Source organism: Nocardia carnea, assembly GCF_029868325.1.
GTDB classification, from domain to species: Bacteria; Actinomycetota; Actinomycetes; order Mycobacteriales; family Mycobacteriaceae; genus Nocardia; species Nocardia carnea_C.
The window spans coordinates 25375-46938 of the sequence record NZ_JARWNW010000263.1; the positions used below are offsets into that span (position 1 = coordinate 25375).

Annotated in this window: 17 protein-coding genes; 2 read left to right on the forward strand and 15 right to left on the reverse strand. The window is 67.6% G+C overall.

Annotation, left to right across the window (positions count from 1 at the left end; translation table 11 throughout):
- Window positions 1-155: 155 nt before the first annotated feature.
- From QH196_RS24515 to QH196_RS24540, 6 genes are all read right to left on the reverse strand, one after another.
- Window positions 156-1133, reverse strand: a complete 978-nt coding sequence (locus tag QH196_RS24515) for a glycine betaine ABC transporter substrate-binding protein (protein ID WP_280418175.1) — start codon at window positions 1131-1133, stop codon at window positions 156-158.
- Window positions 1130-1867, reverse strand: a complete 738-nt coding sequence (locus tag QH196_RS24520) for an ABC transporter permease (protein ID WP_280418176.1) — start codon at window positions 1865-1867, stop codon at window positions 1130-1132. The genes QH196_RS24515 and QH196_RS24520 overlap by 4 nt, the downstream gene beginning before the upstream one ends.
- On the reverse strand, window positions 1864-3297 hold the full coding sequence (locus QH196_RS24525; RefSeq protein ID WP_280418177.1) for an ATP-binding cassette domain-containing protein: 1434 nt from the start codon (window positions 3295-3297) through the stop codon (window positions 1864-1866). Before QH196_RS24525 ends, QH196_RS24520 begins: the two co-directional genes overlap by 4 nt.
- Window positions 3294-3938, reverse strand: coding sequence for an ABC transporter permease (locus tag QH196_RS24530; RefSeq protein ID WP_280418178.1), 645 nt, complete (start codon window positions 3936-3938; stop codon window positions 3294-3296). Before QH196_RS24530 ends, QH196_RS24525 begins: the two co-directional genes overlap by 4 nt.
- A gap of 286 nt (window positions 3939-4224) precedes the next feature.
- Window positions 4225-5808, reverse strand: a complete 1584-nt coding sequence (locus QH196_RS24535) for a long-chain-fatty-acid--CoA ligase (RefSeq protein WP_280418179.1) — start codon at window positions 5806-5808, stop codon at window positions 4225-4227.
- Between the two features lie 116 nt (window positions 5809-5924).
- Entirely contained in the window at window positions 5925-7136 is a 1212-nt protein-coding gene (locus QH196_RS24540) for a cytochrome P450 (protein WP_280418180.1), read from the reverse strand.
- Window positions 7137-7582: 446 nt separating this feature from the next.
- On the opposite strand from QH196_RS24540, the gene QH196_RS24545 reads away from it, so the two are divergent.
- Window positions 7583-10825, forward strand: a complete 3243-nt coding sequence (locus tag QH196_RS24545) for an arabinosyltransferase domain-containing protein (protein ID WP_432279553.1) — start codon at window positions 7583-7585, stop codon at window positions 10823-10825.
- A gap of 41 nt (window positions 10826-10866) precedes the next feature.
- The gene (locus QH196_RS24550; RefSeq protein ID WP_280418182.1) at window positions 10867-11187 is read left to right on the forward strand and encodes a hypothetical protein; all 321 of its coding nucleotides are present in this window, start codon (window positions 10867-10869) and stop codon (window positions 11185-11187) included.
- Between the two features lie 122 nt (window positions 11188-11309).
- Here QH196_RS24550 and ilvD read toward each other — a convergent pair whose 3' ends face one another.
- The 9 genes from ilvD to QH196_RS24595 all read right to left on the reverse strand — a co-directional run bounded on the left by ilvD (window position 11310) and on the right by QH196_RS24595 (window position 21479).
- Window positions 11310-12989, reverse strand: a complete 1680-nt coding sequence (gene ilvD, locus QH196_RS24555) for a dihydroxy-acid dehydratase (protein ID WP_280418230.1) — start codon at window positions 12987-12989, stop codon at window positions 11310-11312.
- A gap of 318 nt (window positions 12990-13307) precedes the next feature.
- On the reverse strand, window positions 13308-14489 hold the full coding sequence (gene fahA / locus QH196_RS24560) for a fumarylacetoacetase (protein ID WP_280418183.1): 1182 nt from the start codon (window positions 14487-14489) through the stop codon (window positions 13308-13310).
- Window positions 14486-15349, reverse strand: coding sequence for a hypothetical protein (locus QH196_RS24565; RefSeq protein ID WP_280418184.1), 864 nt, complete (start codon window positions 15347-15349; stop codon window positions 14486-14488). The genes fahA and QH196_RS24565 overlap by 4 nt, the downstream gene beginning before the upstream one ends.
- Entirely contained in the window at window positions 15346-16542 is a 1197-nt protein-coding gene (locus QH196_RS24570) for a homogentisate 1,2-dioxygenase (protein ID WP_280418185.1), read from the reverse strand. The genes QH196_RS24565 and QH196_RS24570 overlap by 4 nt, the downstream gene beginning before the upstream one ends.
- A 46-nt stretch (window positions 16543-16588) precedes the next feature.
- Window positions 16589-17911, reverse strand: coding sequence for an MFS transporter (locus QH196_RS24575; protein ID WP_280418231.1), 1323 nt, complete (start codon window positions 17909-17911; stop codon window positions 16589-16591).
- Between the two features lie 19 nt (window positions 17912-17930).
- Window positions 17931-19370, reverse strand: coding sequence for an FAD-dependent oxidoreductase (locus QH196_RS24580; RefSeq protein WP_280418186.1), 1440 nt, complete (start codon window positions 19368-19370; stop codon window positions 17931-17933).
- The gene (locus QH196_RS24585) at window positions 19370-20152 is read right to left on the reverse strand and encodes an SDR family NAD(P)-dependent oxidoreductase (RefSeq protein WP_280418187.1); all 783 of its coding nucleotides are present in this window, start codon (window positions 20150-20152) and stop codon (window positions 19370-19372) included. The genes QH196_RS24580 and QH196_RS24585 overlap by 1 nt, the downstream gene beginning before the upstream one ends.
- On the reverse strand, window positions 20145-20981 hold the full coding sequence (locus tag QH196_RS24590; protein ID WP_280418188.1) for an SDR family NAD(P)-dependent oxidoreductase: 837 nt from the start codon (window positions 20979-20981) through the stop codon (window positions 20145-20147). Before QH196_RS24590 ends, QH196_RS24585 begins: the two co-directional genes overlap by 8 nt.
- Window positions 20982-21032: 51 nt before the next feature.
- Entirely contained in the window at window positions 21033-21479 is a 447-nt protein-coding gene (locus QH196_RS24595; protein WP_432279551.1) for a nuclear transport factor 2 family protein, read from the reverse strand.
- Between the last annotated feature and the right edge of the window lie 85 nt (window positions 21480-21564).

Here is a 21564-nt window from a genome sequence, read left to right on the forward strand (position 1 = left end):
GCGCGCCGCGATGCGATTCGGCCGAATACGGACAGGCGAGGAAGAAGCGGCCGCCTACTGACCGGGCGCACCTGCGCGGGAACTTTGCGGGCTCGGCTACCGACGGCGCCGGGGATAACCTGGGCGACCCCGGCCCGCGGGGGCACCGGCAAGGTCTATTCGACCAGTCCCTCGTTCTTCAGCCAGTCGTAGGCGACATCGGCCGGGTCCTCGCCGTCGATATCGACGCGGGCGTTGAGGTCCTGCATCAGGTCGTCGGTGAGGCGTTCGGAGATCGTGGCGAGCAGTTCGCGCACCGGTGGATATCGTTCGAGAATCTCGCCGCGCACCACCGCGGTGCCGCTGTAGGGCAGGAAGAATTTCCGGTCGTCGTCGAGGACCACCAGGTTCAGGTTCTTCACCCGGCCGTCGGTGGTGTAGACCATGCCGAAGTTGCAAGGGGCGCTCTGGGCCGTCGCCGTGTAGACGACGCCGGCGTCCATCCGGGTGACGTTCGCGGCGGGCACACCGTTCGGATCGTTGTACGGGATCCCGTATTTCTCCAGCATCGGCAGGAAACCGTCGGAACGGCTGAAGAATTCGTCGTCGACACAGAAGGTGCGGTCGGCGACCGGAAGCGCGGCCACATCGGACAGTGAGCGCACACCCAGCCGTTCGGCTGCCGGCGCCGACGCGGCGAATGCGTAGGTGTTGTTGAAGTTGGCCGGTGGCAACCATTCCAGGTCGTATTCGCTTTTCTCGATATCGTGGACGGCCTGCCACAGTTCCTGGGGATCGGGGATGATCTCGGTCTGGTTGTGGTAGTTCACCCAGCCGGTGCCGGTGTACTCCCAGAGCACGTCGGCGTCTCCGTTCAGCTGGGCCTGCCGCGACGACGCCGATCCCGGGGCGCCGGTGAGATCGGTGATCTCGGCACCCGCCGCGGCCAGATAGGTGGCGGTGATCTTGCCCAGCAGCACCCCTTCGGTGAAGCTCTTGGAGGTGACGGTGAGCCGCGCACCGTCCAGCGGGCGGGCGCCGCCGGGCAGGGTCGCATCGTGGAAGGTCCCCGACGAGCTCACCAGTCCGCACCCGGTGAGCAGCAGCGCCAGCGCGGCGGCCAGGGCGAGCAGCCGGGCGCGGGGCGCGGTCATGAGATACCTCGCGGAGTCGCGGCCAGTTCGACGAGCCGGCCCAGCCAATCGATGATCAATGCCAGCAGCGCGACCAGGATCGCGCCGGAGACGAGCAGTTTCGGCAGGAACAGGGTGACCCCGGTGGTGATCAGCGTGCCGAGGCTGGTGGCGCCGATGAAGGTGCTCAGTGTCGCGGTGCCCACCAGTATCACCAGTGCGGTGCGCACCCCGTTGAGGATGACCGGCACCGCCAGCGGTAGTTCCACCTGCAGCAGGGTGCGGGTGCCCGAGAAGCCGATCCCGCGCGATGCCTCGATCGTGCGCTGATCCACCTGCCGCAGACCCACGATCGTGTTCTGCAGAATCGGCAGTACCGCGTACACGACCAGGCCCACGATCGCCGTTCGGAAGCCGGTGCCCAGCCAGAACGTGAACAGCACCAGCAGGCCGACCGCGGGCGCGGCCTGGCCGATATTGGCGATGTTGACGGCGAGGGGTTCGAATCTTTTCAACGCGGGCCGGGTGAGGGCGATACCCAGCGGTATCGCCACCACGACCACGATCACCGTGGCCACCACGGTCAGTTTGATGTGCTCGAGGATGGTGGTCTGCAGGTTCGCCCAGCTCAGCGACGCCTGCTCGGTCGGAGTGAAGGTCGTCGATCGATACCACAGCAGGTAACCGGCGCCGATGATCACGATGATGAGCGGTTCGAACCAGACATCCAACGGTATGCGGCGCAGCCGGTTCATGACGGCCCGGCCGAATCACTGTCGTCGCCACCGGGTTCCGCGGTGCCGCCACGCGCGGTCGGCTCGGGACGCGCGGAGCCGGCCGACTCGGGCGCGGTGCCGGCCGCCGGGAGCTGCGCGCCGGTTCCGGGTGCGGAACGTTCGCCCCCGGGTGCGGCCGGGGCCGGGGGCTCGTCGTCGGCCGCGACCACGGGAGTCGGCGCCGGATCCGTTCCGTCCACGTAGGTGGTGTAGGAGACCTCGGCGTCCTCCTCGCGTACTTCGGCGAGTTTGTCCCGGATCAGTTCGGTCACCGAACCGATACTCAGCGATCCGACCACCGCCCCGCGACCGTCGGTGACCAGCGCGGCGCCCTGGCTCGTCGCGAGCATGGCGTCCAGTGCGTCGTTGAGGGTCGAGGACCGGGCGACCACCGGCAGCCGCCGGTCCAGGAAATCGGAGATCACGGGTTTGGTCTCCATTTCCGCGAGTGTCGGCCAGGACCGCGGCCGTCCGGCGGCGTCGACCACCACCACCCAGGTGTGCCCCGCGGCTTTCGCGCGTTCGATCACGGCCGGCGCCGGTTCCCCTACGCGGGCGGTGATCACGTCGTGGGTTTCGACATCGCGCACCCGGGATACGGTCAGATACGCGAGTTTCGCCCCGGAGCCGACGAATTCCTCGACGAAGGGGGTCGCGGGGTCGGTGAGGATTTCCTCCGGGGTCGCGTACTGCTCGATATGACCGCCCTCGGACAGGATGAGCACCCGGTCGCCGAGTTTGGTCGCCTCCTCGAAATCGTGGGTGACCACCACGATGGTTTTCCCGAGTTCGTGCTGGATGGCCAGCAGACTGTCCTGCAGGCGGGCCCGGGTGATCGGGTCGACCGCGCCGAACGGTTCGTCCATCAGCAGCACCGGCGGATCGGCCGCCAGTGCGCGCGCCACCCCGACGCGCTGCTGCTGCCCGCCGGACATATCCTTCGGCAGGCGGCCCGCGAATTCCGCCGGGTCGAGACCGACGAGGTCGAGCAGGTATTCGGTGCGTTCGGCGATCCGCTGTTTGTCCCAGCCCAGGACCCGCGGTATCGCGCCGATGTTCTTGGCGACCGTCCAGTGCGGGAAGAGGCCACCGGACTGGATGACATAGCCGATGGACTGCCGCAGTTTGTCCGGGTCCTCCCGGGTCACATCGCGGTCGCCGATGAGGATCCTGCCCTCGGTCGGTTCGATCAACCGGTTGATCATCTTGAGTGTGGTCGTCTTACCGCAGCCCGACGGCCCGACGAATGCCACGATCTCCCCCGCCGCGATCTCCAGGTCCAGGCAGGCGACCGCGGGAACCTCCTGGCCCTTGTAGCGTTTGACGACCGAATCCAGGGTGATGGATGCGCCGGTCACCGCCCGTTCCGGTGTCGCCGGCGCGGGCCGGCCGGTGACAGCCTCGCTCATGACAATCCCTTTGCGATAGTGAAACGCCCGAGCCCGACGAGCAGCGCGTCGAAAACCAGGGCGATGGCGACGATGAGAATGGTGCCGGTCAACGCCATTTCCAGCGCGTTCGCACCGCCGAGCCGGGACAGGCCGTTGAAGATCAGCGAGCCGAGGCCCGGGCCGAGCACGTAGGCGACGATGGCGGCGACGCCGACGATCATCTGCGTGGACACCCGGATACCGGTGAGGATCACCGGCCAGGCGATGGGCAGTTCGACGGTGAGCAGTATCCGCCACCGGGAAAAGCCGATACCCCGGGCCGATTCGACGACCGAGGCCGGGACCGAACGCAATCCCACGATCGCATTGCCGATCACCGGCAGCGCCGCGAAGAACGCCAGCATCAGGAAGGAAGGCACCACACCGAGCCCGAACGGCACCAGCAGCAGCGCCAGCAGGGCCAGCGAGGGGATGGTCAGCGCGACCCGGCTCGAGGTCAGCGACAGTGCCGACAGCAGCGGCAGCCGGTAGACCGCCACGGCGATGAGGACGGCGACGATACTGCCGGCCAGCACGGTCTGGAAGGCCAGTGACGCATGCTGATAGGTGAGGAACGCCAGCGTCTCACCTCGCCCCTGGACATAACTCCACAGATTCACGGGGATTCCCCTCGTCGACGGCGAACCGGCCCGGCACCGGCCCGCGCGAACTCACAGACGCGTGAGTCGCCACACTAACCGAAATCCGGACACCTGACCGGGTACGGCGCGCGGTCTTCCGGGCACCGAATCCCGCGCCGCAGCCGGATATAGCGGGCGTACCAGCGACGGTCTCATGCCTCATGCGGCTGTGTCCCGTTGCGATCCCGGTGATTCCATACCGTGTGGAGCCCGCCGGCGATCACGGCTCTGCCGGCCGATCACCTCCGGGTGCACGCTCCGGGCCTTACGGAGCACCCTGTGCATACGTCTCCCGGAGCACTGTTTTCAGTACCTTTCCGCTGGGGTTGCGCGGAAGCTCGGCGACCACCGCGATCTCCTTGGGGCATTTGTATCCGGCCAGCTGGGTGCGGGCGAATTCCTCGACTCCCGCGGCGGTCGGCGGTGTGGACGGATCCGCCGCGACTATCACCGCGAGTGGCGCCTCGCCCCAGGTGGGATGCGGGATACCGATCACCGCGACATCGGCGATCCCGGGGTGCGCGGCGAGGATGTTCTCCACTTCGGCGCAGTAGATGTTCTCCCCGCCCGAGATGATCATGTCCTTTTTCCGGTCGACGACATAGAGATAGCCGTCTTCGTCCTGGCGCACGAGATCGCCGGAGTGGAACCAGCCACCGGCGAAGGCCCGTTCGGTCTCGTCGGGCTTGTTCCAGTATTCCTTCATCACCGTCGGTCCCCGGTAGACGATTTCGCCCACCTCCCCGACCGGCACATCGTTCATTTCGTCGTCGACGATGCGCATCTCGACATTCAGGATCGGCATCCCCACCGAGCCGATTTTGCGGATCGCGTCCTCACCACGCAGGGTGCAGGTCACCGGGCTGCATTCGGTCTGCCCGAATGCCGTCGATACCGATGCCTGCGGGAACGTCTCGATCATGGTGCGCAACAACGTGGTCGAGGCGGGCGCCGCGCCCCAGGAGATCTGGCGCAGCGCGGACAGGTCGTATTTCCCGATATCCGGGAGCGCACAGATCGCCTGCCATTGCGCCGGGACGAAGAAACAGCTGGAAACACGTTCCCGCGCCAGGAGTTCCACCGAGGCCGCGGGATCGAATCCACCGGAGGCCGTGATCACGAAGGTACCGCCGGGCAGCAGGCACATCAGATAACTGGACAACCCGGCGATATGGAACAGCGGTGCGCCGTTGAGCGCCACCGGGTCGACATCGCCGGCGGTGCCCTGGTGCAGGCTGACACTGAAGGCGTGCAGCAGCAGGTTGGCATGGGTCAGCACCGCACCCTTCGGCCGGCCGGTGGTGCCCGAGGTGTACATGATGTACGCCGCCGAATTCTCGTCGACGGGATTCGCCCGGCACTCCGGATCGGCCGCGGCGAGCGCGGTCTCGTAATCCTCGCCGTACTCCCCGGCGGTGCCGGGTTCGCCGCCGATCACCAGACAGGTCCGCAATCCGGGCGCCTTGCGCCGCGCATCGGCCAGGACACTCGCGAACCGGGCGTCCACCACGGCCGCGACCGCGCCGGAATCCTCCAGGAGGTAAGCGATTTCGGCGGCGGTCAACCGGAAGTTGATCGGGACGCAGATCGCGCCGGCCCGCATCGGTGCGAGAAACGCCTCCACGACCTCCATCGAGTTCAGGCCCAGTACGGCCACCCGGTCCCCCGCGCCGACCCCGCGGTCGCGTAATGCGTTCGCCAACCGGGAAACCCGCTCGTCCAAGGTGCGGTAGTTACGCGATATTCCACCGAATCTCAAAGCCGGAGTGTCCGGTGTCTTCCGTGCGTGGCGGGCGAGCTGATCGCCTGCGCTCATTCCTCGGGACATCATTTCCGCAGCACCGGCCATGTTGCACTCCAGATTCGGGTCGATCGAATCCGAAGCCTACGCCCGACCGGTATCGCTTCGTAGCGGATTCGGCATTCTCCGAAGAGCGCCGGCTACTGACCGATATCTCGCCGGATTCAGGCATGCACAGCAGGCAGATCGACGGTGATCGGCACGGTTTCCCAGCCACGCATGGTCGAGGTGGACGAGAGTTCCAACGCGTCCCAGTCGACCTCCCACTCCGGGAAGCGTTTCAGGAATTCCTCCAGCGCGACCCGCGCCTCGAGCCGGGCCAGCGAGGCGCCCAGGCAGTAGTGAGTGCCGAAGCCGAAGGTCCGCAGATTGCTGATCCGGCGGTGGATATCGAAGGTATCCGGATCGTCCCAGCGGCCGGGGTCACGATTGGCGGAGGCGACCAGCAGCATCATGGCGCTACCGGCCGGAACCGTGGTGCCGTGCAGTTCGATATCGGTGGTGACGTAGCGAGCGATGGCGTGTCCGGTGGGTTCGAAACGCAGGGTTTCCTCGATCGCCTTCGGGATGAGCCGCGGATCCTCGACCAATTCTGCCCGCTGCTCCGGGTGGCGGGCCAGTAGTGTGCCCAGCCAGCCGAGCAACCGGGCGGTGGTTTCGTTGCCGGCGCCGGCGACCACCGTGATGTAGGTCAGGATCTCCTGCCGGGTCAGAGTGCGCGTCACCCCTTCGGTGTCTTCGAATCGCGCGTTCAGCAGCTCGGTCATCAGATCGTCGGAAGGATGCTCGGCGCGCCAGTCGATGTATTCGGCGAACGTATCGGTGTGCGGGATGGCCTGCTCCGATATCTGCATCTGCTGTCCGGGTTCGGTGCGCAGATTCGCGTCCGCCCGATCGCGGACACCCTGCTGGTCGGATTCCGGGATGCCGAGCAGCATGCCGATCACCCGCATCGGTACCTCGTTGGCGAACGAGGTCATGAGGTCGAATCGGCCCGCGCCGGCGAGGCGGTCCAGCGACCGGATGCACAGGTCCCGGATCTGCGGTTCCAGTGAAAGCACTCGCCGCGGCGTGAACACCCGTGCGAGCAGCGCGCGGTGGATATCGTGCGCCGGCGGATCCTCCATCAGCAGGGTGCCCGGCGGGATCTCGACGCCGGCTTTGATGATCTCCAGGATGGGGCCGCGCGACGACGAGAAGGTCTGCCAGTCCAGCAGGGCGCGGTCGACATCGTCGTAGCGGCTCAACGCGTAGAAATCGTGCTCGTCGTTGTAGTAGAGCGGCGCTTCCTCACGTAACCGGCGGTAGATCGGATAAGGGTCGCGGGCGATATCACGGTCGAAGGGGTCCCAATAGATCCGGTCTGCACGGGCCACGGCGAACTCCTTCGATCGCTGCGGGGGTCTTGCGAGGCTCCACGATCGGGAGCATCACGGCAACAAGAACCCCATTTCCACCATTCGGTAACGACGTTACCCACTGTGCCGACTTCATGCCTGCAGATTGCGCCAGTTGTCTGGATCCACCTCACGCCGAGCACCCGACTAACCGGTCGGCCGACCGCCTGCGAGGCGCGAGACTCCGTCTCCGCGACAACGGCGAGACATGGACGACAACAGGGCTGTTCCGGAAGAAACCGGCCCGAACGGAAATAGTTCCGTTTCACGCCCATGTTTCCGGGGAGCATTCCGGCCGCGGAACCGCCGATCCGGAATCGTCCCTGCTCACACGGTCGCGAAGGAACACGACCACCGTGGATGTTTTGCCCGACTTCGCCGGTAACGAATGCGTCACGTTACCATCGCCCCCCGTGACCGACACCATGGTGAGGGCGGACCTGACGCCCCCGGAGCAATCTCGGGCCACCCGGTCCGCACGCGGACAATGGGCGAGGCCGGTGGCGTTGCTCGCCGGCCTCCTCGCCACCCTGTTCGCCCTCGCTGTCCCGCTCCTGCCGGTCCATGTGGACAAGACGACACTCACGTGGCCGCAGCAGGGTTCCACGGCTAGCATCGCGGCCCCGCTGATCTCCTACGCACCGGTCTCGTTCGACGCCGATATCCCCGGCTCGGCACTACAGCAGCTGACCGAAGACGGCGGTCTGGCGGCGGCGACCATGCCCGCCGACGCGCCCGATCTGGAGAAGTACGGATTCGTTGCGCGGGTCCAGCCCGCGGCGGACGGCTCGCCCGCCCGCCTCGAGGTGGTGCTGCGCAGCCAGTCGATGTTCAGTGTCCCGGTCGCCGAGCTCGGCGACGCGACCCTCACCGTGCACTCCGATAATTCCGGCACCACCGCCGAGCTCACCGGAACCGATACCGAGCCGGTGTTCCTCGCCGGCGATTTCCGGCCACAGCTGGTGGGCGTCTTCAGCGATCTCACCGATTCGGCCGGAACGACGGTGACCGCGGAGGTGGACAGCCGTTTCTCGGTCGTCCCGACCTTCGTCAAACGGGCCGCCGGGGTGCTGGCGGTGCTGTGTGCACTGGTCTCCCTCGTGGCGCTGTTCCGGCTGGACCATTCGGCAGGCCGGCGGATACGCCGCCTGCTACCGCAGCGCTGGCTGACCTTCACCGCTGTCGACGCCACGGTGCTCACGACCCTTGTGGTCTGGCATTTCATCGGATCCACGACCTCCGACGACGGCTACCAGTTCGGGATGGCCCGCACCTCGCTGGCATCCGGTTATATGGCCAACTATTTCCGGTTCTTCGGCGTCCCCGAGAACCCGGTCGGCACGCCGCCCTACGACGTGATCGCCCATATGACCGAGCTCAGCATCGCCAGCCCCTGGGTGCGGTTGCCGACCTTGCTCGCCGGGTTCCTCGCCTGGCTGGCGCTGAGCCGGGAGGTGATCCCTCGGCTCGGGGTGGTCCTGCGGCACGACAAGGTCGTCGTCTGGACCGGTGCGCTGGGATTCCTGGCGGTGTGGCTGCCGTACAACAACGGGTTGCGCCCGGAACCGGTGATCGCGGTTGCGGTGCTGCTCACCTGGTGCTTCGTCGAACGTGCCATCGCGACCAGGCAGCTGCTGCCGTATGCGATCGCCATTCTGATCGCCGCGTTCAGCCTGACCGCGGCGCCGTCGGGCGTGATCTGTTTCGCGCCGCTGGCGGCGGGGGCGCGATCGGTCGTCCGGTTCGGTATCGCCCGGGCACGGAAGATGTCGGCCGGACCGTCCTGGTCCGCGCGGATCATGGCCTACGGCGCACTGCTGGCACCGTTGGCCGCCGCCGGAACGCTCGTCCTGGTGTTCGCCTTCGCCGTCCAGCCGCTGTCGGCGATGTTCGAGATGACCCGCGTGCACAACGAGGTGGGCCCCTCCATCCCCTGGTACGACGACTATGTCGCCTACCAGCGACTGTTCACCCCCACGGCCGACGGTTCGATCGGGCGCCGGTTCGGGATGGTCGCGATGTGGCTGGGACTGCTGGTGTGCGCGTTCGTGATGCTGCGTAAGGGCGGCCGGATCCCGTTCGTCGCGCCAGGCCCGGCAAAACGGCTGCTCGGGATCACCTTCGGCGCGATGCTGCTGATGGCGACCGTCCCGACGAAGTTCACCCACCACAACGGTGTTTTCGCCGGGCTCGCCGGGGCCGTCGCCGTCGTCACCGCGATGGCGGTGGGACCGAAGGTGATGCGAGCCCCGCGCTACCGGGCCTTGTTCGCGGCCGTTGTCGCGGTGGCGATGGCGCAGATCTTCACCGGCGTCAACAAATGGTTCTACGCCTCCGATCACGGGATCCCGTGGTGGAACGAGCCGCCCTCGATCGCCGGTCTCGGGATGAGCGAGATCTTCCTGACCGTGGCCGTGGTGTGCCTGATACTCGCCGGCTGGTGGCATCTGCGCGCCCCGGAACCGGGAACACCGCATCGGGTATCGCGCCGCGCCTGGCGGCTGGCGAAGATCCCGCCGCTGACGGTGGCGGCAGCGGTGATCGTGGTGTTCCAGGTGGGCTCGTTCGCGACTGCCGCCGCCACACAATACCCGGCGTTCTCGCTGGCCCGGTCGAATATCGATGCGGTCCGCGGCGAACCGTGCGGGATGGCCAACGATGTGCTCGTCGAAACCGATCCGAATGCCGCGATGCTCACCCCGCTGTCCGGCGACGCCGAGAGCACCTTCGCCGGCGACAGCGCCGGTTTCGTACCGAACGGCGTCGCGAACGTGACCTCCGATGACGATCAGACGAAGGACGAGGAGAGCAGTATCGCCGACGCCCTGGAAGACGAGGGCTCCGACGGCAGCTCCCGGACGCAGACCGGTGGCGCTCCCCTGCCGTTCGGTTTGTCCGCCACCACCCCGGTGCTCGGGACCGCCGGCCAGCAGGAAGCGGCCGAACTGACCACCGGCTGGTACCGGCTGCCCGAACCGCAGGACCGCGACGGCATCATGGCGATCACCGCGGCGGGCCGCTTCCGGGCGACCACCCAGGACGGTTCGGTGATGCCCGGCCAGCCGATCGATATCGAATACGGCACCGCCGAATCGGCGACCGGCGCCCGGCCCCTCGGTCAGGTGATGCCCATCGATATCGGCCCGACCCCGTCCTGGCGGAATCTGCGGGTGCCGCTGGACGAGATCCCCGAGCAGGCCGATGTGGTCCGCATCAAGGCGAAGGATCTGTCCGTCGATGCCCAGGAGTGGATGGCGCTCACCCCACCGCGTATCCCGCGGACACAAACCCTCAACGACCTGATCGGGTCGGACCAGCCGGTGCTGCTGGACTGGGCCGTGGGCCTCCAGTTCCCGTGCCAGCGGCCCTACGACCACAAGGACGGGATCGCCCAGCCACCCGGCTGGCGCATCCTGCCCAACCGCCCGGCCTCGCACACCACCTCGCTGTGGCAGAGCCACGACGGCGGCGGCCCGCTGGGCTGGACCCGCCAGCTGCTGCGTTCCCAAACCCTGGCCACGTATCTGAAGGACGACTGGAGCCACGATTGGGGTCAGCTGCAGCGGTTCACGCCGATCGACCGCGCGGCACGGCCGGCGAAACCATCGGTCACCCAGGAGATGCACGGCGGTCTGTGGTCGCCCGGGCCGATCAACGTCAAATGGTAGTGCTGAGCGGCGTCCGCGGGAGCGCGGCTAGGATTCTGTTAATGAAACGCGAAAGATACTCCATCGCAGGTGTTCTCGCAGTTGCCGCGGTCGCCGCGGTGGCGCCCGCCGCAGCCGCGTTCCCCACCGGGTCGGCCGGTTTCGGCGACGGCCGGGAAGTGGTGATCATCGACAACACACTCGAACTGAGCGATCTCGATACGTGCTGGGCGAGTGGATTCCAGCGCGATATCCGGTTCGAGAACCGGAGCACTCGCGATTTCCGCGTGTACAACACTCCGGATTGCACCGGGGTGCCCGTGGCGACGGTCCCCGCGGGCCATACCGCGACTCACTACGGCTGGTCGGCTTCGGCCCGGTAATCGTTCGAGGGCCCGGCAGCGAGTACCACTGCCGGGCCCTGCAGATCGGGGCATAGGCACGAACGAACTACATCGTGACGCGATGTGCTCAGCTCTCGAACCGGTGGCCGGAGATACCGGAGTCAGTCGCAGACCGCACCGTTCGATGCCGAACCGACCAGGCGTACATACTTCGCGAGCACTCCGCGGGTGTACCGGGACGGTAGTGGCGCCCAGCCGTCGCGGCGGCGGGTGAGCTCGACCGGTTCGACCAACAGGTCGAGGGTTCCTGCCGCGACATCGAGGCGGATACGGTCACCGTCGCGGACGAAGGCGATGGGTCCCGCGTCCACCGCTTCCGGGGCCACATGGCCCACGCAGAGGCCGGTGGTGCCGCCGGAGAATCGTCCGTCGGTCAGCAGCAGCACATCCTTGCCCAGTCCGGCGCCCTTGATGGCACCGGTGATCGCGAGCATTTCGCGCATACCCGGGCCACCCTTGGGACCCTCGTAGCGGATGACCACCACATCACCGGCCGTGATCGTCCCATCGGCGAGGGCATCCATGGCGGCGCGTTCCCGGTCGAAAACCCGGGCGGTGCCTTCGAAGACATCGGAATCGAATCCGGCCGATTTCACCACGGCGCCGCCGGGGGCCAGTGAACCGTGCAGGATGGTGATTCCGCCGGTCGGGTGGATCGGCGACGTCAGCGCGCGCACGACTTTCCCGTCCGGGTCCGGGGGCGCGATCTCGGCGAGGTTCTCCGCGACGGTGCGGCCCGTCACGGTCAGGCAGTCACCGTGCAGCAGACCGGCGTCCAGCAGAGTTTTCATCAGTACCGGGACACCGCCCACGCGGTCGATATCGGTCATCACGTGCCGGCCGAACGGTTTGACATCGGCCAGATGCGGGACCTGCCGGCCGACCCGGGCGAAATCGTCGAGGCTCAATGCGACCCCGGCCTCGTGCGCGATCGCCAGCAGATGCAGCACGGCGTTGGTGGAGCCACCGAAGGCCATGACCACCGCAATGGCGTTCTCGAATGCCTCCTTCGTGAGGATATCGGCGGTGGTGATCCCCCGCCGGATCAGTTCGATCACCGCCGCCCCGCTGCGCCGGGCGTAACCGTCGCGCCTGCGGTCCGTCGCCGGCGGAGCCGCGCTGCCGGGCAGCGACATCCCTAGCGCCTCGGCAGCGCTGGCCATCGTATTGGCCGTGTACATCCCCCCGCACGCACCTTCACCGGGGCAGATGGCGCGCTCGATGGCGTCCACGTCCGCTCGGCTCATCAACCCGCGCGCGCAGGCGCCCACGGCCTCGAACGCGTCGATGATGGTCACCTCGCGTTCACTACCGTCGGAGAGTTTCGCGATCCCCGGCAGGATGGAGCCGGCGTAGAGGAACACACTCGCCAGGTTCAGCCGCGCCGCTGCCATCAACATGCCGGGTAGCGATTTATCGCATCCGGCCAGCAGCACCGAACCGTCGAGCCGTTCGGCCTGCATCACCGTCTCCACGCTGTCGGCAATGACCTCGCGGGACACCAGCGAGAAATGCATCCCTTCGTGCCCCATCGAGATACCGTCGGATACCGAGATGGTGCCGAACTGCATGGGGAACCCGCCGGCTTCGAATACACCGTCCTTACAACCGCCGGCCAGCCGGTCCAGCGACAGATTGCACGGTGTGATCTCGTTCCAGGAGGAGGCGACACCGATCTGGGGTTTCCCCCAGTCGTCGTCGCCCATACCGACCGCGCGCAACATTCCGCGCGCGGCGGTTTTCTCCAGGCCGTCGGTGACATCGCGGCTGCGGGGTTTCATATCGGGGGTTGCTGAATCATCGGACACAAGGCCATCGTCCTCTTCGGTGGCCAGATCTCCGAGTCCCACGCCGGTCGGATTCACCCGACCGCGCCTGTCCCGGCCAGTTCCGCCACGGCCACGAGGCCACGTAGGTAAACGGTGCCGATCGCCGGCTGCCGGGTCGTCGGCGTGGAAACCCCGGTCTCGCCGAGCTGGCCCCGGCAGGGCTCAGACTCGCCCCCGGAATCGCTACAGGACTGCGCCGGCTCCGAGCGACCGGCCTGATCGCGAGGTCGTGACGCCGGCACTGCGCCGGCGCCACGACCTCGCCCCTCATCAACCCGCTTGCGTAGCGGGCAGGATCCGGGCCCGGACCTCCCCGAATCCGATCCGGGAGCCCGCGGGACCGGGCGCGGTGGCGGCGATGGCGACCTCGTCGCCGTCCTGGAGGAAGGTCCGGGTCTCGCCTGCGACCTCGACGGGTTCCGCGCCGCCCCAGGTGAGTTCGATGAATGCGCCGCGCTGGTCCGGTTCGGGTCCGGAGATCGTCCCGGAGGCGAAGAAATCACCGGTACGCGCCGTGGCACCGTTGACGGTGGTGTGGGCCAGCATCTGCGCGGGCGACCAGTACATCTGGGCGTACGGCGGGCGGGAGACGGTCTGCCCGTTCCATTCGACGGTGAGATCGATATCGAGACCCCATTTCTCCGTGCCACGCAGGTACGGCAGCGGCTCCGGGTCCTGTACCGGGGTGTCGATCCGGGCCGCCTCGAGCGCGGCCAGCGGCACCACCCACGGTGATATCGAGGTCGCGAAGCTCTTGCCGAGGAACGGGCCCAGCGGGACGTACTCCCACGCTTGGATATCGCGGGCCGACCAGTCGTTCACCACCACGGCGCCGAAGACGTGATCGGCGAACTCGTCCGGTGTGATCACGGTGCCGGGTGCGGACGGCACCCCGACGACGAAGCCGAGTTCGGCCTCGATATCGAGGCGCCGCGACGGCCCGAAGGAGGGCACCTGTTCGGTGGGCGCTTTGCGCTGCCCGCACGGGCGGACGATATCGGTGCCGGACAGGATCACGGTGCCGGCACGGCCGTGGTAGCCGACCGGAAGATGTTTCCAGTTCGGCATGAGCGGCGCCGAATCCGGGCGGAACAGCCGGCCCAGATTGGTGGCGTGGTGTTCGGAGGCGTAGAAGTCGACGTAATCGGCGACCGCGATGGGCAGGTGCATCGTCACGTCCGCGATATCGTGCACGGCATCCGCATCGACCTCGCCGTGGACGAGTTCGGTGATACGGTCCCGGACCCGCGCCCATTCCCGCGGGCCGCGGGCCATGAAATCGTTGAGCACCGGCCGGGCGAACACCTCGTCACCGAGCGCGCGCGCCAGATCGACGACCTTGTCCGCCACCCGGACACCGATCCGGGGCGCGGTGCCCGGGGTGGAGAATGAGCCGTAGGGCAGATTGTCGATCCCGAACAGTGAATCGGCGGGTATGTCTATGACGGTCATGGTGCTGAACTTTCGGGGACGGGCCGCAGGGCGGCAGGAAGCAGATGCAGATCCACCAGCTCGGTCAACGGGTCGCCGATACTGCAGGTGCCGAAGGAGCGGAACGCTGCCCGCACGGCGGCGGTCTCGCCGTCGGTCAGCGCGGCCAGCTGCTGGGCGAGCGCGCTACCGTCACGGTCGGCCAGTATTTCGGCGAGTTCGGCGGTATCGGCGCCGGTGAGCGCCATATGCGTCGCGAGCAGCAGGTTGAGGAACCCGTGCTGATCGAAGCCGGTGGCGGGATCGGTATTGCGGACCGCGTGGTGCAGGCCCGCGGTCGCTTTGAACGGGATGCCGGCGGTGACGGCCGACCGGATGGCGGCGGCGAGTTCCGGTGTGCCCGGATAGGCCTCGGCGACCACGCCGCCGGTGCGGAACTTCGCCACATACGGCGAGCCGGCGAGCCGGTCGAAGAATTCCGGGCGGCGGCCGTCCCGGGGTACCTCGACCGAGACGGCGAGCTCCGGCCATCCCGGTGTTGCCTCGGGCAGTGCCGCGAAGTACTCCTGCGCGGATTGCCCTGCCTCGGCGGCAATTTCGACGCCCACGACGGTGACTCCGGCGATCTCGGCCGCCCGGTCCAGAGCGCCGGCCACCGTGCCGGGCCCCTCGGGCGCGGTGAGGACCACCTCGATCGGTGCGGGCTGCCGCGCGGCGAGTTCGGCGAGCCGGGGAATCGGGAAGATCAGCGGACCGACCAGTGCGGCGAAGGCGCTCTCGCGGTATCGGGCGTGCGCCGTGAGCGCGTCCGGCAGCGGCGCGTTACCGGGCGGGAAGAGCGCCGCGTCGTCGCACAGGCCGCGCAGCAGTGCGGGGATCATTCGCCCGCCTCCCCCAGCCACGACCACGCGTAGTCCGGGTCCTCGCAGGCCAGCGCGCCTTCGCCGAGTTCGAGCGGCGCGAAGGTATCGACCATGACCGCGGTCTCCTCGACGGATTCGAGCCCCAGGGAGCGTTCCATAGCGCCCGGTTGCGGACCGTGGGCGTGGCCGCCGGGATGGACCGATACCGACCCCAGGCCGATCCCGGAACCCTTGCGCGCCTCGTAGTTCCCGCCGCAGTAGAACATCACCTCGTCGGAGTCGACGTTCGAGTGGTAGTAGGGCACCGGGACGGCCAGCGGGTGGTAGTCGACCTTGCGGGGGACGAAATTGCACACCACGAACCCGTTGCCTTCGAAGGTCTGGTGCACCGGCGGGGGCTGGTGCACGCGACCGGTGATGGGTTCGAAATCCTCGATGTTGAACGTGTACGGGTACAGGCACCCGTCCCAGCCGACCACGTCGAACGGATGCCGCGGATACACCATGCGGGTGCCGACGATCCCGCGGGACGTGCGATGTTTGACCAGTACCTCGATATCGGTGCCGTCGACAAGCAGTGCCTCCGACGGCCCGTGCAGATCGCGTTCGCAGTACGGCGCGTTCTCCAGGAGCTGCCCGAACCGCGAGAGATAGCGTTTCGGCGGCGCGATATGACTGCTCGATTCGATCGCGTACGCGCGCACCGGTTCGTCACCGCGGGGAATCCAGCGATGCGTCGTGGACGTCGGGATCACCACGTAGTCGCCGGGCCGCGCCTCCAGCGCCCCGAACACCGTTTCGACCCGCGCCGCACCGGATTCCACATAGACGACCTCGTCGCCGAGGGCGTTGCGGTACAGCGGCGAGGCCTGCTGTGCGACCACATAGGAGATCCGCACATCGGCATTGCCCAGCAGCAGCCGGCGTCCGGTCACGATATCGGTCTGCGACCAGCTCTCCTGCGCGAACAGCTGGTGCAGTTTCAGATGCCGCGGCCGCAACGGATGGTTCGGTTCCGTGGCCTGGTCCGGCAGTTCCCAGACGGTCGATCCGGAGATCGCGGACGGTATACCGCGGTGATAGAGCAGCGACGAATCCGAGGAGAAGCCCTCCTCGCCCATCAGCTCTTCGTAGTACAGGCGGTCGCTGTCGTCGCGGTGCTGGGTGTGACGTTTCGGCGGAACATCGCCGAGCCGGCGGTAATACGCCATGCCTGCCTCCTCGGGAAGACGAGTATGTGTCGATGACGGCGCGGGGTCAGTCCACCCGCAGGGCGATGCCCTTGGTTTCCTTGATGAAGAAGACCGTCACCAGCGTGAGGAGCGCGCAGAACACGAAGTATCCGGCGGGCGCCAGCGAATTTCCGGTGAGGTCGATGAGATAGGTCGCGATGAACGGCGCCGTACCGCCGAGCAGCATGTTGGTGGTGTTGTTGCCCAGGGCAAGGCCGCTGTAGCGCACCGAGGCCTTGAGCATCTCCACGTAGGTCACATACGAGGCGCCGTTGACGACCGAGACGCAGATGAACAGCACCGACTGTCCGACCACTGCCTGCCATGCCCCGGATCCGGACATCAGCATGAACATCGGGACACCGAGGATGGCGGCGGCGGCGCTACCGCCGAACAGCACCGGTTTGCGGCCGTAGCGGTCGGCGAGGTAGCCGGCGATCGGCAGGGTGATGACGCCGAGTACCAGAGCGAGCGAGGTGGACAGGAACGCCAGCGTCGAGGAGTGCCCGCCGGAGGTCTGCAGATAGGTGGCGGCGTACACCGAGGCGATGTAGTAGCCTCCGGTGATCAGGGCGCCGAGGAAGACGATCTTCAGAACCGCGCCGCCGGAGGTGCTCAGCAACTCCATGATCGGCAGCTTCTTCGTCTCCCCCTTCTCCGAGAGCTTCTCGAACTGCGGGGTGTCCTCCATATGGTTGCGGATCCAGATGCCGACGACACCGATCACCACGCTCAGCAGGAACGGGATACGCCACGCCCAGGAGAGAATGGTTTCCTCGTCGAAGAACGAGGTCAGCCCCAGCGCCACCAGTGAGGCCACGAGCGAGCCGAGGTAAGTACCCGAGTTCACCATCGAGGTCTGCGTCGCCCGCCAGCGCGCCGGCGCCGATTCGGAGACGAAGGCGTTGGCGCCACCGAGTTCCCCGCCCGCGGCGAAACCCTGCACACACCGGGCCAGTACCAGGATGGCCGTGGCCCAGACGCCGAGCGTGACATAGGTGGGTAGCAGCCCCATGACCACGGTGGCGATCACCATCAGCAGGATGGTCCACGACAGCGCGCTCTTGCGGCCGTAGCGGTCACCGATATGGCCGAAGAAGATTCCGCCGGGGATCCGCAGGAAGAAGGCGACCGCGAAGGCCGCGAAGGTTCCCAGCATCGCGGCCGTATCGTTCTCCGAGACGAAGAACAGCGAGGCGATCACCGTCGCCATATAGCCGTAGATGCCGAAGTCGTAGTACTCGACGACGGTGCCGACGACCGCCGCGCGGACCACCTTCACCGGCGACTGCGCCTTGTCCGGGCTCGTGCCGGCGGGCGATTCGGAGCGGTGCGCTGCTTCGGGCATCAGCTCGTTTCCCAACATGTCATCGTCCTTGTGCGTTCGAAAGGGTGCGCGACGCGAGCGCCGCGCTGCGGCCGGCGATCCGGCCCATGGTGAGCGCGTTGGCGACAGCGTTGCCGCCGCCGACGTAGCGCTGTCCGAGCACTCCGCCGCCCGCCTCACCGGCGGCGAACAGTCCCGCCACCGGTGCGCCGGTGGTGTCGAGCACGGCGGCGTGTGCGTCGATCTCGAGGCCGGTGTGGGTGCAGACCAGTTCCGCGGGCAGGATCCTGGCCGCGTAGAAGGGCCCGGTTTCGATCGGGTCCAGTGGCGTCGTCACACCTTTTGCGGCCAGTGAGACGTGCCGGCGGAATTCGGTGTCGTGGCCCGCGGGCACCTCGGCGTTCCACCGGTCGATACTCGTGCGCAGGGCCGCGGCCGGGACTCCGATGGCTGCCGCGAGCCCGTCCCGGCTGCCGGCCTGCACTGTACGCCCGGCCGCGACCTCTTCGGCCACCCGTTCGGCGGTCCAGTCGGTGTAGCCGGGGGCGAGCCCGGTCCGGGCCTTCTCGTCGAAGATCATCCAGGCGTAGCCGCCGTGCTGGTCGAGGATTCCGGTGGAGACGGCATAGGACGCGTCCTCGTCCATGAAACGCCGGCCCTGCGAGTTCACATAGATCCGCGAGGCGGGCGGGAACCCGGACTGCCAATGGTGGTAGCGCTGGAAGTACACGGTGGGCATGAGCAGGCCCCAGCCGTGGCCGGTCAGCGACGCACCGGCGTCCTCGCCGAAGCGCAGGTGGTCGCCCCGGCTGCCCGGTGCGGCGACGACGAACAGGGAGTCGCCCGCCTCCCGCGTGTCGGGGAAGTAGCGGTCCACGAATGCCGGGTCCTGGGCGAAACCACCGGACGCGACGACGACGGCACCCGCACGCATATCGATCCCGTCGGCGACGACTCCGGCCACTCGTCCCTGCTCGACCAACAGTTTCTCCACCCGGGTGCCCAGCACGACCTCGATCCCGTGCGCGCGGGCGGCCCCGGCGAGGACTTGGACGAGACCGTAGCCCTGGTCCTTCGGTACGTGCCCGCGCCACACGTCCTCCACTCCCGCGCGGGTCAGGCCCGGCTGGTGCGCGTTACCGGAAACGGCCGCCGGAACCTCGAGTCCGAGGCCGATGAGCCATTCGAGTGTCGGTCCGGCATTTTCGCAGAAGGCGTGGATCAGTCCGGGGCGCAACACCCACTGGTTGAGGTCCATGTAGTGCTGGAAGAACTTTTCCGGCGAATCCTCGATCCCGAGGGCCCGCTGCACACTGGTGCCCGCCGCGGTGAACAGGCCCGCGGACAGCTGGGTGGAACCGCCGAGTTCCCGTTGGTATTCTAACAGCAGTACCGAGGCGCCGTCTTCGGCCGCGGAGACCGCGGCCGCCAGGCCGGCCCCGCCGCCGCCGATCACGATGACATCGAATTCGTCGTCCACTACAGACTCCCCTCGGTATCGGCGACGATGCGGTGGTACAGGCCGTTGGAGACCAGTCCGCCGTCGACGGTGACCTCGCTGCCCGTCATATAGCTCGACCGGTTCGACAGCAGGTGCAGTACCGCGTCGGTGATCTCCTCGGGCGCGCCCATCCGTCCCATCGGAATGGACCGCAGTGACGATTCGACGAACCCGCCCGAACCGGTGACGAGCGCGGTCCCGACCAGACCCGGATGAACGGAGTTGACCCGGATACCCCATTTCGCCAGGCCACCGGCCGCCGATTTCGACAGCCCGGTCAGACCCCATTTGCTGGCCGAATACGCCGGGGAAAAGTATCCGATCTGCCCGGTGATCGAGGAGATGTTGACGATGGAGCCGCCGCCGGAGTCACGCATGAGCGGCGCCACGGCCTGCATCCCGTAGAAGGGGCCGAAGAGGTTGATCCGCAGCGTGCGCTCCCAGATATCGTCCGGGGTATCGGTGAATTCCAGCCGCCGCGAGATTCCGGCATTGTTGACCAGGCCGCCGAGTTCCCCGCGCTGCGTGCGGATCTCGTCGACGACCCGGTCCCAGGCGGATCGGTCGGCGACATCGAGCTGATGCGCGCTGGCCGAACCACCGGCCGCGGTGATCTCCGCGACCAGTTCGGTGGTGTCGGTGATATCCGCGGCGCAGACGTGGGTGCCGAGTGCGCCGAGCGCCCGGGCATGGGCCGCGCCCATACCGGCCGCGGCACCGGTCACCAGGACGACTCCGGGATAGTCGGGCCGGTCAGACATGGCGCGACCCTCCGTCCACGGCGATGCTGTGGCCGGTGATGTAGCGGGCGCTGTCGGACAGCAGGAACAGCAGCGGCCCGAAGACCTCCTCCGGCGATCCGAGCCGGTGCAGCGGGACCACCTCGAGGGCGTGCGCGAGCGCGGCGGGATCGTCCTGGACCCAGCGGGTCATGGCGGTATCGATATAGCCGGGAGCAATGGAATTCACCCGGATCCCTTTGTCACCGAATTCGACCGCGAGTGATTCGGTCATATGCGCGACAGCGGCCTTCGACGTGCAGTAGGCGCCCCGGCCCTTGCGCACCCGCAGCGCGGAGACCGACGACATGTTCACGATCGCGCCCCCGGGCTGAATATGCCGCGCCGCGGCCTGCGCGCCGTACAGCACGCCCTCGACGTTCACCCGCAGGGTCGCGCCGATCTGCTCGGGCGAGATGTCCTCGGCCGGCGCGAACGGGAAGATCCCGGCGTTGTTGATCCAGAAGTCGATCCGCTCGAATTCGGCGACGGCACGCCGGGCGAGTTCCTCGTGGTCGGCGGGTGCGGTGACATCGGCCCGCATACCCACGACGCGGCCCGGCGGTACGTCCGAGCCGCTCCCGGCAAGTTCGGCGTTGATCCGGTCCGCGGTGGTGACGACCTGCTCCTCGTTGATATCCGCGGCCACCACCGACACTCCCCGCGCGGCCAGCCCCGCCGCGAATACCGCACCCATCCCCTGGGCCGCACCGGTGACAACGGCGACCTTGCCCGCCATTTCCGGATACTGCGCGGCCATCGGGGTCGCGTCGGTGCGGCCAGGATTGTCCCGGTCCGTGGTGGTGCTCATTGTGCTGGTCCTTCCTGAGATGAAAAAGGGAGAAAGTCGAGGTGTCCGGTGTCAGGCCGTAGGTGTGTCGTCGCGCGAGACGCGGCGCTGCGCAATCGCCCAGCCGTCGCCGGTGCGCTCGAGACGGTCCACGAAGGTGGTCATCCGCACCAGCAGCGAGCGCCCACCGCGGGGGGTAGCGACGATCTGCAAGTAGGCGCCGGCCTCGAGCGTCGCGTCGTCGAGCTGCCGGATCGCGATATTGGTGACCACGTGCCGGTGGATCTCGTCCGCCGCCCGCGCTGCCTCGTAGAAACCGCGCGCGAAGTCGGTGAGCGCGGCCCGGCCCGCCACCGGTTCGGGGTAGCTCGGTGAATGGAATTCCCCGGCCACGGTGAATGTGGCCGCCCAGTCGGCGGCGCGGCCGTTGTCTATGTAGTGGCTCTGGAAGCCGTACAGCTGGTGGACCGCGGCCACCGTGGCCGGATCGGGCAGGCCTCCGGGCGACACCGTGTTCATCGACATTCTCCTCGAGTAATCGCTGATCGGCCGGCTTGCCCCCACTCCGGGATCGTGCGATAATCGCACACACTGTGCGATATGC